The sequence below is a fragment of the Homoserinimonas sp. A447 genome (assembly GCF_054489325.1).
Genome location: NZ_JBTMWW010000001.1, coordinates 1,331,706 through 1,345,605, shown reverse-complemented (window position 1 = coordinate 1,345,605; position 13,900 = coordinate 1,331,706). Strand labels below are relative to the sequence as shown.

The window sequence follows — 13,900 nt, the reverse complement described above, 5'->3', positions numbered from 1 at the left end:
TCTACGCGTTGACGAGGGTCACCAGATCTTCCGCGCGGGCGGCATTCTGGAGCCTAGCGGCGGCCTCTGGGTCGGAGAGGTACCGGGGCATGACCCGTGCCGCGGAGAGCAATCCGCGCGCGGCGAGATCCTCCACGAGGGGCAAATCCTCCAGCGAGAACTTGCCGAGAAAGAACAGGTCAAGCGCGCCACCGTCGGCCACATACTGCAGTAACGCGAGTAGTCCGCGCAGGTAGATCGCATCTTTGGTGAAGCCGCCGGCCCGGTACACCCGCATCGCGACGCCGTAGGCGCTTCCGGCGGGCAGACCATGACCGGTGAGCAGGCGGTGCGTCTCGACGAAAGTCGCGCCGCCCACCAGCGACTGCACGGCAATCACCCTCGCGGCGAGCTGGCGCAGCCGGGTGGCGGTGAGCCCGCCGCACGCGATCTCCGCAAGCACAGCGAGGCCTTCCTGCGTCTCGTCGTAGTGGGCGAGGCCCGAGCCCAACATCCGGATCGGCTGTGCCATGCCGTTCACCTGGGTCACCAGGTGCGTGCCCACCTCGTGCTGCAGTAGTGCGTTGACGCGGGGGGCGGCCACCGCGGCGTTGTTCGAGATGAGTAGCATGTTGCCATCAACGAGCACGCCCGAGATGTCATCGCGAATCTCCGCGTGGATCCCGACGTCCGGGTCAATCGATCGGTAGTAGTCGATTTCGGCCTGCGCTGCAGCCAGGAACGTCTCTGCGTTTACGGAGTCATACTCGAGCCGGCCGCTCGGCAGTCGGCGCAGCAAGTCTTCGGCGCAGCTCACCAGGGCGGGTCGCACCGCGCCGTATTGGGCGATCGACAACTGAAGGAAGTCTGGCGCGTTTCGCGCCCGCAGCATCTCTATCCGCAGCGACATCTCCCGCTGCCGGTTGCGCAGCAACGCGGCAAGGGTGGCGTCAGCGACGTCGTCGAGCGGCAGCGCGGCCACCTGCGCATCCAGCACGTTGGGGTCAACATCCAGTTTGCGGTACTCGAACACCGGGTCAACCTCCGGATGCGCGAGGAACTTCGCACGAACGTCGTCGGCGTTCACGGGGGTCATTTCAAGCAGGAACCGCACGCTTCCCGCCAGGGTGGCCATGGCATGGTCCGCCGCGAGGTCCTCGGGAGTGAGAGCTCCCACGTCGATGGCGCTCGTCTCCGGGGCGGCGGCATCGTGCGGGCGAACTGGCGGCTTGACGGCGCCGGCGGACGGTACCGGGGAGTTATCGGCGCGCGGGCGCGCAGGATCGAGGGCGTCAGACGCATCCGTGGCGTTGCCGCGGGGAGCCGGGCCAGCACTCACGACGTCACCACCGCGCGCAGCGATTCCTCGACCGCCGGGATAGTGCCGGCCAGCGCGCGGGCAAGTTCGTCGATTCTGTCGCGGTCAGGCTCTCCGGTCCACTCATCCATGAAGGTCTTCTTGAACTCGAGCGCGAGCACGATGCCGCGGCCCGGGTAACGGGCGTGCGTCCAGGCCGCGAGCTGTCGACCACGGAAGCGGATGTTCTCTCGCACGTCAAGAACGCCGGTCGAGGTATCTGCGCCCCTCAGCGACTCCATGAAGGTGTTCACCAGAGGGGCGAACCGGTCATCCAGCGAGCCCGTGCCCACGTTGACCTCAGGGTTCTCTTCATCCGGGCCCGCGGCGACGTCAGCTCCATCGCGGCGGTGGTTATAGGAGTGGATGTCGAACACCACGAACGGTCCGCGTTCAGCGACCACGTCCAGATACCGGCCGAGCTCCGCATAGAAGGCGTCGTAGACGTCGAGGGAGTCGGCGACGACGGCATCGTCGAGCGGAGGATTGCGGATGACATCCAGCCCCCACGCCTCCTCCGAGGAACGGTAGACAGACTCTTCGCGCTCGCGATTCAGATCCACCTCGAATCGGGACCGATGCACGATGACGCGGGCGGGGATGAGGGCCCCGATCTCGGCAGTGTGCGGGTCCTCCTCCCGCAGTCGGTCCGGCTCGGGAAGAATCAGCTCCGCGGCGAAGTCAGGGCGCACGTCGTGCCCATTGTGGATAGCGGTGGCGACGAATTGTCGATCCCAGCTGCCGAGAAATTCGAACGGGGGAAGCTCCATTTTACGCATTGGGACATTATTACCGCCGCATATGAGAGATACATGGAGGTTGACCGCGCCGTCGACTCCTGCGAGGCGGATGAAAGCAGACTCGTCAAAGCATGTCCCGAAATGAGTCATTAACTATTACGGCTAGCAGCGCGATCATGAGGGTGCTGACCTGGTGGACGATGAAACCATGCGAATCAGAAGGGGAGAATTCTTCATGGGCGTCAAGAAGAAGCACTCCTCGACTCCACACCTCGTGCTCGACTTTGTGTAGTTCTCGTCGCTGGCGGGGCTCTGGCTGATCTGGATTCTCATCCGGTTCCTTCGCAGCTGACAGCAGGAACGCCATTGGCGCCGCTGCGACCCATGCGGTTGCCCGTCACGGCGGGAGCCCGCGCAAAAAAGAGGAAAATCCGGAGGGGCGAGGAGGAAAATGCATTTCAGGCACAGAAAAGGGTCCCGTGTTTACAGGGCACATTGAGTTCTTGGAACAGCCCACAAAACAGTGTGATGTCTTCAGTCATTGAGGACAGATGTCGCGAGACATCAAGGACACCCTCACCTATTCAGGTGGGGGTGTTTTCGTTGGGGTTGGTGGACCGATGACTGATTCAGGCGTAACATCGCGTGTCTCATGTGATGGACGCATGCCCTGGGAGTCATTGTGCAGACAGACTTCACCGAGTTTCCCCTCATCGATGCCATCGCGGGGCGCCGCTCCCGCCGTTTCGGGCTGGGCATGGAGCTGCCGAACGGTCCCCTCGCCTTCCGGTCCCAGGCTGAACCCGTGCCCCTGTCGGAGCTTGAACGGTCGATCCTGGTGGCCGCCGGCACCGGCGTAACCGGGTGGAGTTTCGGAGTGCCGTACGGCCCGGATCGCCCGCAAGAGCATGCCCACTACACGCAGCGGTTCACGGGCCGCACGGCACCGACCGCCTCTGGGATCGGCACCCCGATGTTGTTCGCGACCGACGACTCCGGCACATATCTCACCAATACGCGTGATGCCCTTCCCGCCCGCCCTGTTGGGACCAGCGGGAACCGAGACAGCGCCCTTGATGCCATGGTCGAGTCGGTCCGCGCACACACTGTGCGGGTGTCCGAACGGCGGCTCGACCTCCCAGCAGCCCCACCTCATATGCTTGACCCAAACCTGTGGATGGCCAACGCTGCGGGCTCGACCTTGTTCATGCCGGTGGGGGACTCCAGCGAGCAGATGCTCGGCTTCATGGCCATGGCGCTGGCGAATGGGAGCATGCTCGTCGACGATGTGGCCGGTCGCCTCGCCGGCAACTTGGCGCCTTTCGTCCGGAGTGGCCTGCTGCAGGAGGACAAGCGCGTCCCGTTGACGGTGCTGCACCAGATGGTCTACGAGGCAAACGTCGCGGAACTAGCCTTCATGGGCCACAACATCGTGCTCACCATGCAGGCCATGGGGCTGGGCGGGCTGTACTTCACCGGGCTGAACCGGTGGAGCATCCTGGGCGCGTTCAACGAGAGCGGAGTCAAGGGGCTCGGGTTTCGATTCGTCCACGACCCCCGCTGGGTGCTGCCCAACCCCGTGGGGCTCGACGGTCACTTCGAAGCCCTATGCCCGCCGTACGTCTCCGACATGCGTGAGGCGGTGAATCTCTTCGTGCACCGCAAGTTCGGCTCCGAGGGCGCCTACGATCCCAGCACCCCCGGCGCATGGCAGGATGCCGAGGCAATCAAGCACGGGGTCACGCCTTACTCCGACGAGTTCATCGACTGTCTGAGTGAGGCTGCTCAATACATCTACGACACCTACGGAAAGTTTCCGAACACTTTCACGACGATGGTGCTCACCGGCTACGTGCAGGCCGTGCACCTCGACACCGACTTCTACGACGCCCATTACCAGGCCGGCGCTTACCTCCCCACGCACCAGCACCACATGGAGCGTTGGCACAAAGCCGGCGCCGAAGTGTGAGTCTCGCGATAAGAGCGCGCCAGTACGTCCCGCCATCAAAACTGGCACTTGCCATCGATTGAACCGGAGGGTACCTTCGCCTCTGTCGGTGGCGCAACGGTCGCCTCGTGCGGTCGCAAGCTTCGATATCGAATCCGTAAAAGACCACAGAGAGGTGGCGACTATGAAGCGAGCGATCATCGGATGCGTTGTTGCATTCGGTCTCGTCCTCGGCGGAGCCGGAACGGCATTCGCGGGCGAGACAAATGGAAATGGTGATCCCATCCCCGGCGCACACAATGCCCATTCGGCATGCGCTTTCTCCGGGCAGGATCTGCCCGACTCGATCGAGGGCAACCCGCCCGGTTTCGATGACGACTTTGTCACAAACGGGCACGTACAGAGTTACGGAATGTACGTCAGCAACGGGTTGAAGAGCGCCTTTCCTTCACCGGGCGAAGCTTGCCGCGGCAACCTGGAGTTCGAGGAGTAACTGAACCACTGTTCGAACAATCAGTCAGCCCCAGCACAATGCGCCGGGGCTGACTGGCGAGTGTGCGGGGTCAAGCGGTGATCCCGAGCCCTTCCAGCGTCTGTGCGACCGTGGCGCGGTCGGCGTCGCCGAGTCCGCGGATGGGCAACGGCAGGCAAGAGCGGCGCGCGAGACCGAACTGTTCGGCGATCGCCGCGGTGACCCGCAGGCTGCCGTGCTGGGCGAACAGGTCCCACAGCGGCTGCAGCCGGTCCGACAACTCGACAGCGGTGGTTGCGTCGTCGGAGCGGGCCGCATTGGTGATCGCCTGGATGGGCTCGGGCAGGGTGCCGCCAACGACGGAGTACCAGACCTCGCAACCCGCGTTCAGCCCGGTCGCGCCGAGGCTGTCCCCGGAGATCCCGATCGTCACATCCGCCGGCACGATACCGCGCAGCTGCTGCACGCGCGCCGCAGCCGCAGACGGATCGGTGGGCACACCGGGGATCTTGATCGAGGCAACGTGGGACAGGCGGCTGATCGCCGCGTAGAGGTCGTCGGTGAAGGTGAAATGCGTGGTGCCGGGGTTGTCGTAGACGATGAGCGGCACCGACAGGTTGCGCGTGACGTCCTCGAACAGCCCGAACACGTCATCCGCTGTCAGGGTCTGGTACGAGGCGGGCGGCAGCAGAACCGCGGATGCGCCGGCGGCCTGGGCGTCCTCGGCGAGTTCCAGCACCTGGCGGGTGCGTAGGGCGCCGATGCCGACGAAGACCGGGGTGTCACCGGCATGCGCGACGGCCAGCGACGCGACGCCGGCCCGCTGTTCGCGGGTCAGATAGGCGTAGGAGCCGGTGGAACCCAGCGCGGTGATCGAGTCGACGCGGGCATCCGCCAAGCGCTCGATCAGACGCGCGAAGGCGGGTTCATCGATGCTGTCTTCTGACAGCGGGGTGAGGGGGAAGGCGCTGTGGCCGGTGAACATGGGTGGCTCCTATTGCTGGTGGTGGGATGGAAGCGCGGCGTCCAGGGCGGCGCGGATGTCGGCGAGCAGGTCGTCTCCGTCTTCCAGCCCGACCGACAACCGAAGGTGGCCGTAGCGCTGAAACGGCTCCGGATAGTTCTCGCCACCCCCGCGGCTGTGGGGACCGGTGTGCACGATCAGGCTCTCGTCATGACCGAGGGATACCGCGGAGGTGATCAGCCGCAGCTGGTCGACGAAGCGATTCTGCGTGTCCGGGTCACCATCGAGGGCGAACGCGAGTACGCCCCCGTAGCCGCGCCCGCCGAATTGGCGGGTCGCCAGTTCGTGCTGCGGATGCGAGGCGAGACCCGGGTAGGCAACGAACGCGATCCTGGGATCGGCATCGAGAAACTCGGCGATGAGCTGCGCGCTCGGCTGGAGTTGGCGCATCCGCAGCGGCAGGGTCACCGAGCCGCGCATGATGAGCCAGGCGTTGAACGGCGAGATGACTCCGCCGACGTCGATGAGCGCGTCCCCGCGGATGCGAGCGACCAGCTCGGCGCTGCCGATCACGGCACCGCCCATGGCATCGCCGTGGCCGTTGATGTACTTGGTCAACGAGTGGACGACGAGGTCGGCGCCGTCATCGAGCGGGCGGTACAGCGGAGGGGGAGTGAAGGTGCTGTCCACGCTCAGCAGCGCGCCCGCGCCATGCGCGATCGCTGCCAGGCCGGCGATATCCGCCACCCGAGTGGTGGGGTTCGCGATGCTCTCCACGTGCACCAGTCGGGTGCTCGGACGGACGGCGGCACGAACTGCGTCGAGGTCCGAGGTGTCCACGAAGGTCGCCTCGATGCCATAGCGCTGCGGGAGCAGTTCGGTGAACAAGCGCCACACCGCCTCGTAGCTGACATCCGAGACGATCACGTGATCCCCACTACGCAGCAGGGTGAAGAAAACGCCGTGCAACGCGGCCACTCCGGTGGCGAACACCGCCGCACCGACTCCGCCGTCCGATGCCGCGAGCTTGGTCTCCAATGCTTGCTGGTTCACGGCGCCGTTGCGGGTGTAGACCAGTTGCTCGGGTGAGGACCAGTTCATCGCCGACGGGTCTTCGGGGAGCAGGTACGAGTTCGCCATCACCACCGGAGTGCGCAGCGCACCCGTTCCGGGGTCGACCCGGTTGCCGCCGTGTACTGCCCAGGTTGTGTCGCACACCGAGGTGGGGTCGTGCTTGTCAGGACGTGTGTGGGTCATTGTCGTGGTCTTTCGTTATGCGCCGAGCGCCGCGGCGAGGTCGGAGGCGAACCGGGTCGCCTGGTCTGGGGTGAGGGTGGATGTCGTGACGCGGATGGCAGAAGGCGGATGCCCGGTGACGGCGAAGCTCTCGCCGGTTCGTACCGCCCATCCCAGTTCGGCAAGGTCGGCGGCCGTCGCCACCGGGTCGGTGAGGTCGGGCACCCACACGTTCAGTCCGTCGCTGCGCCCCCAGGTGGCGATCCCGTGCGCATCCAGCGCTGTCCGCAGCGATTGGTTCCGTTCCTGATAGGCGGTGCCGGCACCCTCGAGGAGCGCCGCGGTGCTGGTGTCGGTAAGGGTGTCGATGACGAGGTTCTGAAGGATGTGGCTGACCCAGGTCGATGCCGCGCTGAGTCTGCTCTCCAGCCTGCTCGCCGTGTCGGGCGTGGTGAGCACGAATGCGAGCCGCAGGTCAGGTCCGAGAAACTTCGAGACCGACCGCACGAGTGCCCAGTGTCGCGACCCCTCCGGGGTGATGCGTCGGTAGGGCTCAGCGGAGATGGCCGAGAAGTGGTCGTCCTCGATGACGAGCACGCTGGGATGCCCGGCCAGCAGGCTGCGCAACTGCATCGCGCGCTCGGCGGTGAGACTTGCCCCGGTGGGGTTGTGCGCCCGCGGCGTGCACACGACGGCGCGAGCCCCCGACTCCAACGCTGCCCGCAGACCGGCGACGGTCATGCCCTCCGCATCGACGGGAACCGGGACGCCACGGTATCCGTCGACTTTGAGCAGGCCCAGGCTGGTGAGAAAACAGGGGTCCTCAACGGCGACCCGGTCGCCTCGCGTCAGGTGTGCGGTCAGCAGACGCTGGATGCCATCCATCGCCCCATGGGTCAGCACCAGGCGGTGTGGTTCGCCTACATCGGTGCTGAGGTGCGCATCCGCCCATTCCTGAACCCGCGGACTGATCGGAGCTGCCCCGTAGAGCAAGGGTGTGTAGGCCTCGTCGGAGCGGCGGGTCAGGCTCGGCAGCAGCTCGGGATCGGGATTCCCGCTGGCGAGGTTGATCAGCTCGGTGCCCGCGGTGCGCCCCTCGCCGTCCACTGCCGGCGCCCCGAGGACGATCGTGCCGCCGCGTCGCCGGGACTCGACGACGCCGGCAGCCGCCAGTTGCGCGTAGGCAGCGGCGACCGTGTTCCGGTTCAAGCCGAGCTCCTCAGCCAGCGCTCGAATCGACGGCAAAGAGGTCCCTGGCAAGAGGCTGCCGGAATCGACGTGAGCGCGCACGGACAGCGTCAGCTCCTCCGCGCTGCTGCCCTCGATGTTCACGGTGTCCTTTCTATGTCCTAGGACATAACTTAGAGTTGTAGAGTGGCAAGGTCAAGTGGGAGGGCAGTGGATATGGTTCGGGACATGAGTCGTCGTTTTCGTCAGGTGGACGTGTTCGGGGAAGGTTCTTGCACGGGGAATCCGGTCGCGGTGGTGCTTGACGCGGACGGGCTCGACGATGAGACGCTGCGGAGGTTCTCGGTCTGGTCGAATCTCTCCGAGTGCACATTCGTGTTGCCTCCGACGGAGCCCGGTGCGGATTATCGGGTTCGAATCTTCAACCTGAACACCGAGTTGCCGTTCGCCGGGCATCCAACTCTCGGAACAGCCCGAGCGTGGCTGGATGCCGGCGGCGTCCCAGCGACACCGGGCGTGGTGGTGCAGGAATGCGGGGCCGGGCTGGTTCCCGTGCGCATCGAAGACAATCGGCTCGCATTCGCCGCACCTCCGCGGCTGCGCACCGGCCCGGTAGATGCCGACACTGTAGCCACGCTGGTCGAAATCCTCGGCATTGAACCCGAGCAGGTCGTTGATGCCGAGTGGCTGGACAACGGTCCCGGCTGGGTCGGCCTGCTACTCGATAGCGCTCGCACGGTGCTTGCTCTGCGCCCGGACGTGTCGGCGCATCCCGGCCGGTGGGACATCGGCGTGGTCGGCGCCCACGATTCGGGGTCAGAGGCGGCGTTCGAGTTGCGGGCCTTTTTCACCGAGGGCGAGGAGCCTCTGCGCGAAGATCCCGTGACGGGGAGCCTGAACGCCGCAGCCGCGGAATGGCTTATCCAGACCGGACGTGTTCAGGCACCGTATGTCGCGGCCCAGGGCACCGCTATGGGTCGCCAGGGGAGAATCTATGTCAGCGACGAGGACGACCAGCTGTGGGTCGGTGGACGGGCCGAGGTCATCCTCTCGGGATCGGCCGACCTGTAGCGATCCGACCCGCATCGTTCTTGAGCAATGGCGCGGTGAGGAAACCGCGCAACAGCGTTAGCGTTACCGGCTTATTCGCAAGTCACGCCAGCCGAACGCCCCCGATTCGGGTAGCGCACTGCGGATCTGGCTGTCGTCGAAAGGAAGCTTGGGGCGAAGATCATCAGGTAGCTCTGTGGCCGGCGTAGCGGCATCCGTGACTCCTTCGGCCAGCATCCTCGCTTGAGCTTTTGCCAGGAGGGGTACCTTCATCGTCCATTCGGCAAACTGGGCGAGGATCTGGTGGAATGCAACGGGTGCAGGGATGACGATCAGGCGGCGGTCGAGGACTCGCGCGACTCGACGAGCGGCTTCGCTCAAGAGCAAGGTTTCGCCGCCGCGGACGGCCACGGTTTGATTGGGGAGGCGGTCGCCGAGGGCGGCGACCAGGACGTCGACCAATTCATCTACAGGGATCGGGCTGATGGTTTTCTCACGAAGTCCCACGGAGGCGAAGAGCGGGACCGTCTGAATAGTACGGCTCAGGTGATCGACGAGGTGGTCGCCAGGGCCGTAGATCATCCCGGCTTTCACGATCGTGTACTCCAGACCGGAAGAGCGAATCATCTCTTCGGCCACCCATTTCGACTCGTGGTAGGGCGAGCCCGACCCTGGGCGGGCGCGCAGGAAGCTGAGCATGACAATCTTGCGGACGCCCGCGGCTCGGGCCGCCTCGATCACCGCAGCCGTGCCCCGAACGTGGACTCGGTCGAAAGTCTGCTCACCAATTTCGCGGTTGATGCCTGCGCAGTGCGCTACCGACTCACAGCCCTCAAACGCCCGCGTCAGCGCGTCCACGTCGTCAACGGGCGTGCCCGACCGGCGCGACACAACCGCCACATCCGTCGCCGGGTAACGCTTCGCCAGGTGGCTGCCGACAAATCCGGTTCCACCAGTAATTGCTACTCTCATCATCCGACTATGGCGTAAACCGCGATCCCTCGTCACGTGCCCTTCCCGCGCATCCTCCGGCTTCGGCATCTCCGCCCTCAGCCCCAGCACGCGGATAGGGCGGTCCGGCTCGATCCGGCCGACCAGTCCCGGTAGTACCGCAAAGGGGATAACGCCATGATCCGTCTGATCAGAAGACCTGAGACAGTATCGCCGATGGGCGTGGACGGTGTATACTCGCCCACACTCGAGCGCCTGACCCGACAGTTGCTCACGACCCGAACTCAGGCATCATGGGGGATCTTAGAACCAAGAGTGCTCGCGCACTGGCCCTGTACGCTGCGAGATGGAACTGGCGCCGCAGTGACAATGTCAGTCAAGTACATGCGGGCCGGGCATCCACGCAGACTAAGCCGTTCAACTCAGGGCTGACCATCGCCGCGTGGACCGTGGGCGCCGTGATCACCGCGCTGATTCTGTGGAGCCCCTACCTGGCCTATGCGTACCACAACCCGTTAGCACATCTGGTGCTGGCGTCCATTGACGCCGGCGCCGCGCTCCTGGTCGCGTATCTGGTTCACGGACGATACATCCGTCATGGCGCCCTGCAGGATCTACTGCTGACATATGGCCTCGTGCTGCTGGCCGTCTCGGGAATTGGCCTCACCTATGTGATTGACATCCTGGGCGTCATCAGCACTGGTGCCCCGGAAGCCTGGCTGTTACTCGCGCTCCGCCTGGCGGGAGCGGCCTTGATCGCCCGGGCGGCCCTGGCTAATCAGCGACCCGCCAGACAACCCGCCACGCGGCAGGTGTGGATTCTGGCACCGGTGGCCGTGATCACTGTGGTTTTCCTCGCCCTCTGGACGGCCGGGCCGTCAGCAGAGTCGATCGAGGACCAGGTTCCGGTGACAGTACAGAACCTGTTCCTCAGCCAGCCCGTGCCCATGATCATGCAGGGGCTGGCGGCGCTCGGGTTCCTGGTCGCGTCAATCGCGTTCGCCTCCCAGATGAAACGCCGCGACAACGAACTTCTCCGCTGGCTCGCCCCGGCGTTCGCGCTCGTAGGTTTCGCCAGTGTGAACATGGTGCTTTCCCCGTTGCTGTTTGCCGACTGGATTGCCACCGGTGACCTTCTCCGCAGCGGAGGCTACCTTTTACTGATGATCGGGGCGACCCGCGAAATACGCCAGTTCTGGAGCACCCGCGCCCGCGCGGCCGTGCAGGATGACCGGCGCCGGCTAGCCCGGGAATTCCATGATGGGGTCGTTCAGGAACTGGTGTACATCCGCTCCGTGAGCCATTCCATACCAGTGGATGCCGCATCCGCCTCCCGAATCATCGCCGCCTGCGACCGCGCGCTCGACGAAGTGCGCTCCGCAATCCAGGCGCTCGGCCGACCGAGCGATGAGCCGTTGGGCGCGATGCTGAACCGGGTGGCCCGGGAACTCGCAGCGCGGTATGAGGTGGACCTTGAGGTCGAGCTCGACGGAACCGTCTACGTCGAGCCGGATCAACAGCATGCGCTGATGAGGATAACCAGGGAGGCCGTTTCCAACGCGGTGCACCACGGCAAAGCGAGAAACGTGCGCCTTCGGCTGATGAAGGACGGCAGCCATCGACTGCTCGCCATCCACGATGATGGCGACGGGTTCGACGTTGCCGAGACCGTCTCGAGAAACGCGGGGTACGGGTTGATCAGTATGCGGGAGCGGGCACGCACACTGCCCGGATCATTCAGCGTGGAAGCTGCGACAGGTGCGGGAAGCGTGGTGACGGTCAAATGGTAGTGAACGAGAGCATCCGAGTCGTCCTGGCGGACGATCACGTTCCGATGCGCGCACTACTCCGGACGGCGTTGGAGGCGGATGGCTGCGAAGTTTGCGGCGAGGCAGGCGACTCCGAACATGCAATCCAGCTGGTTGCCGAGCTGCGGCCCGATGTGGTGCTGCTCGACATCCACATGCCCGGCAACGGCATCTATGCCGCCCAGCAGATCAGCAGGAGCATGCCGCTGGTCGCGATCGTGATGCTCACGCAGTCCAAGGAACACGACGACCTGTTCGACTCCCTACGTGCCGGCGCCGCTGGATACCTGCTCAAAGACACGGATCCGGCCGCTCTGCCCGGCATGCTCCGCGGCGTACTGGCAGGAGAGCCCGCTCTGCCGCCCCGCGTGGTGCAGCGGATCCTGGAAGAATTCCGCGCCCCGTCGCGACCGCATTTCGTACGCAAATCCGCCGTCGCGACCGTGCTCAGCGCCCGCGAATGGGAAGTGATGGAACTGCTCAGCCATGGCGAAGCCACTGAAGAGGTCGGACGCCGCCTGTTCGTCTCCCCGACGACGGTGCGGGTGCACGTCTCCGCGGTCCTCCGCAAACTTGCTGTGAAGGACCGCGAGAGCGCCTTCCGGCTGCTTCGTGAGGAGTAGCGTTCCCGCTACTTCAGGATGAAGTTGGCGGAGATGCTGGAAGCGTCGTCGGTGGTCATCGTGACGACGAAGCATGCGCCGGGCTTCTTCGGTGTCGCCCAGTTCTGGATGAACTGGCCGGCCGTTGCGTCGTAGCGAAGGCTGGTGCCGCCGGTGGTGAGGAATTCGATCGCATCGGACGCGGCCGCCGCACCGGGGCAGACGACCGGGGTGGCCCGGAACGTGTCCACCGCCGACGTGTTGGTCAACTCGGTGGTGCCGACGAACACCTCGAACTTGAGCGGCACCGTGCTGCCGCCCTTAACCGTGTTCCACACCGAGCCCATGTCGACGGGGGAGTAGAAGCCGATCGGGGTCCAGGCCAGGACCGTGTATCCGAGCGTTGCGATGTTCGTGTTGCCGGCGTTGTCTGTCGCGGTTGCGACGTACGAGTGGGCGCCGACGGTGGTGCCGCCTCCGGTGACTAGGCAGGATGCCAGGCCGGAGAGAGCATCGGACGCGTTGCAGGTCGGCGCGGCAGGGTCAGCTCCGAAGTAATAGCTGGCGTCGGGCCCGCCGACGAAGCCAACTGTCGGCGCCGTCTTGTCGACGTTGATGCCGGTGACGGTATCGGTTTGCGTGTTGCCGGCCCAGTCCGTCGCCGTACCGGTCACCGACTGGCCGGCCCCCTCGCCGAGGGTGGTGTCGCCGACGCAGCTGTCGACGCCGGAACCGGAGTCGGAGCAGGAGAAGCTGACCGCCACGTCGGTGGTGTACCAGCCGTTCTCGCCATTCGGGGCGGCGGGGAGGAGCGCATGGTCGATCGTCGGGCTTCCGGTGTCCACGATCGTGAACGTGGCCGAAGCCGTGTCGGCCGAAAGGCCGCCGGTGTCGATGGCGTCGCAGGTGGCGACCAGCGCACCGAGACCGTGGAACAGGGTTCCGTTGAGTACCGCTGCCGTCGAGCTGGCGCCGTCTTCGGCATCCGTCACAGCGCACGTCGCGTCGGGAACGACACCGATCTCGTAGCTTGCGCCGTCAACAACGCCAGTCACCGCGACGGATGGCTTCGTGTTGGTGGGCGTTGGCTGGGTGACCGCGATAGGGATCAGCACCTGGTTGAAGTAGCTGCCGGATCCGGCAGGGCCGGATACGATGCTGACGGTTGCGTTGCCGCTCAGGGCGCTGCTGCTGGCAGTGAATGTCACTGGGAACTCGGTGCCACACGCGGTGATCGACAGTGGGTCGGGGTTGGCGGTGACGCCGGCGGGAGTCACGATGTCGAGAACGAGTGGCGCTTCGCCCAGGTCGATGTTGCACCCTGGATCCGTGTCGCCGCCCGAGTTGTTTCCGATCAGGCGGATACCGGCGCTGGCGCCGGTGGCGGCTCCGGCGACCAGCGTGACGCCGGTGCCGGTGTCCGCGATGGTGTCTTGAATGTTGTCCGCGTGCGCGATGCCGCCGGTGGCGACCACGGCGAGGGTGGTGAGGAGGGTGATGGCGGTTACCGTGCCGGTCCGCTTCCAGATTCGAGTCATGTTCTTCGCCTTCGCGCTTAAGGGGCAGCTCTCGGGTGGGCTGCCATGCGATGACTGTATTGCCCGG

Annotated in this window: 12 protein-coding genes; 5 read left to right on the top strand and 7 right to left on the bottom strand. The window is 65.3% G+C overall.

The annotated features are described in order from the left end of the window. Position 1: 1 nt before the first annotated feature. Positions 2–1,318: a flavohemoglobin expression-modulating QEGLA motif protein gene (locus ACX3O0_RS06550; protein ID WP_459107193.1), complete on the bottom strand. Its 1,317-nt coding sequence runs from the start codon at positions 1,316–1,318 to the stop codon at positions 2–4. Then, the gene (locus ACX3O0_RS06545; protein ID WP_459107192.1) at positions 1,315–2,115 is read right to left on the bottom strand and encodes an N-formylglutamate amidohydrolase; all 801 of its coding nucleotides are present in this window, start codon (positions 2,113–2,115) and stop codon (positions 1,315–1,317) included. The genes ACX3O0_RS06550 and ACX3O0_RS06545 overlap by 4 nt, the downstream gene beginning before the upstream one ends. Before the next feature lie 643 nt (positions 2,116–2,758). Here ACX3O0_RS06545 and ACX3O0_RS06540 point away from each other — a divergent pair. Both ACX3O0_RS06540 and ACX3O0_RS06535 read left to right on the top strand, forming a co-directional pair. Next, a complete protein-coding gene (locus tag ACX3O0_RS06540) occupies positions 2,759–4,045 on the top strand; it encodes a hypothetical protein (RefSeq protein WP_459107191.1) in 1,287 nt (428 codons plus the stop codon). A gap of 163 nt (positions 4,046–4,208) precedes the next feature. Further along, complete coding sequence (locus ACX3O0_RS06535; protein ID WP_459091815.1) at positions 4,209–4,517, top strand: hypothetical protein; 309 nt, start codon at positions 4,209–4,211, stop codon at positions 4,515–4,517. A 70-nt stretch (positions 4,518–4,587) separates the two neighbouring features. On the opposite strand, the gene ACX3O0_RS06530 is transcribed toward ACX3O0_RS06535, so the two are convergent. The 3 genes from ACX3O0_RS06530 to ACX3O0_RS06520 are packed head-to-tail and all read right to left on the bottom strand — an operon-like array spanning position 4,588 to position 8,028. Continuing rightward, entirely contained in the window at positions 4,588–5,481 is an 894-nt protein-coding gene (locus ACX3O0_RS06530; protein ID WP_459107190.1) for a dihydrodipicolinate synthase family protein, read from the bottom strand. Between the two features lie 9 nt (positions 5,482–5,490). Next, entirely contained in the window at positions 5,491–6,717 is a 1,227-nt protein-coding gene (locus ACX3O0_RS06525; RefSeq protein ID WP_459107189.1) for a trans-sulfuration enzyme family protein, read from the bottom strand. A gap of 15 nt (positions 6,718–6,732) precedes the next feature. Continuing rightward, the gene (locus tag ACX3O0_RS06520) at positions 6,733–8,028 is read right to left on the bottom strand and encodes an aminotransferase class I/II-fold pyridoxal phosphate-dependent enzyme (RefSeq protein WP_459107188.1); all 1,296 of its coding nucleotides are present in this window, start codon (positions 8,026–8,028) and stop codon (positions 6,733–6,735) included. Between the two features lie 84 nt (positions 8,029–8,112). Between ACX3O0_RS06520 and ACX3O0_RS06515 the strand changes: the two genes are divergently transcribed. Next, positions 8,113–8,955: a PhzF family phenazine biosynthesis protein gene (locus tag ACX3O0_RS06515; RefSeq protein ID WP_459107187.1), complete on the top strand. Its 843-nt coding sequence runs from the start codon at positions 8,113–8,115 to the stop codon at positions 8,953–8,955. A gap of 63 nt (positions 8,956–9,018) precedes the next feature. On the opposite strand, the gene ACX3O0_RS06510 is transcribed toward ACX3O0_RS06515, so the two are convergent. Next, complete coding sequence (locus ACX3O0_RS06510) at positions 9,019–9,975, bottom strand: NAD-dependent epimerase/dehydratase family protein (protein WP_459107186.1); 957 nt, start codon at positions 9,973–9,975, stop codon at positions 9,019–9,021. A 368-nt stretch (positions 9,976–10,343) separates the two neighbouring features. On the opposite strand from ACX3O0_RS06510, the gene ACX3O0_RS06505 reads away from it, so the two are divergent. Together ACX3O0_RS06505 and ACX3O0_RS06500 are read left to right on the top strand one after the other, a co-directional pair. Beyond that, on the top strand, positions 10,344–11,675 hold the full coding sequence (locus ACX3O0_RS06505; RefSeq protein WP_459107185.1) for a sensor histidine kinase: 1,332 nt from the start codon (positions 10,344–10,346) through the stop codon (positions 11,673–11,675). Next, a complete protein-coding gene (locus ACX3O0_RS06500; protein ID WP_459107184.1) occupies positions 11,669–12,316 on the top strand; it encodes a response regulator in 648 nt (215 codons plus the stop codon). The genes ACX3O0_RS06505 and ACX3O0_RS06500 overlap by 7 nt, the downstream gene beginning before the upstream one ends. Positions 12,317–12,324: 8 nt before the next feature. Here the strand turns inward: ACX3O0_RS06500 and ACX3O0_RS06495 are convergent, their stop codons facing one another. Then, complete coding sequence (locus tag ACX3O0_RS06495) at positions 12,325–13,833, bottom strand: PxKF domain-containing protein (RefSeq protein ID WP_459107183.1); 1,509 nt, start codon at positions 13,831–13,833, stop codon at positions 12,325–12,327. Positions 13,834–13,900 lie beyond the last annotated feature (67 nt).

Bases quoted from the DNA above. Each gene is read 5' to 3' on its own strand.
- ACX3O0_RS06545 (WP_459107192.1), bottom strand. From the start codon at position 2,115: ATGCGTAAAATGGAGCTTCCCCCGTTCGAATTTCTCGGCAGCTGGGAT.
- ACX3O0_RS06535 (WP_459091815.1), top strand. From the start codon at position 4,209: ATGAAGCGAGCGATCATCGGATGCGTTGTTGCATTCGGTCTCGTCCTC.
- ACX3O0_RS06530 (WP_459107190.1), bottom strand. From the start codon at position 5,481: ATGTTCACCGGCCACAGCGCCTTCCCCCTCACCCCGCTGTCAGAAGAC.
- ACX3O0_RS06510 (WP_459107186.1), bottom strand. From the start codon at position 9,975: ATGCCGAAGCCGGAGGATGCGCGGGAAGGGCACGTGACGAGGGATCGC.
- ACX3O0_RS06525 (WP_459107189.1), bottom strand. From the start codon at position 6,717: ATGACCCACACACGTCCTGACAAGCACGACCCCACCTCGGTGTGCGAC.
- ACX3O0_RS06495 (WP_459107183.1), bottom strand. From the start codon at position 13,833: ATGACTCGAATCTGGAAGCGGACCGGCACGGTAACCGCCATCACCCTC.
- ACX3O0_RS06500 (WP_459107184.1), top strand. From the start codon at position 11,669: ATGGTAGTGAACGAGAGCATCCGAGTCGTCCTGGCGGACGATCACGTT.
- ACX3O0_RS06515 (WP_459107187.1), top strand. From the start codon at position 8,113: ATGAGTCGTCGTTTTCGTCAGGTGGACGTGTTCGGGGAAGGTTCTTGC.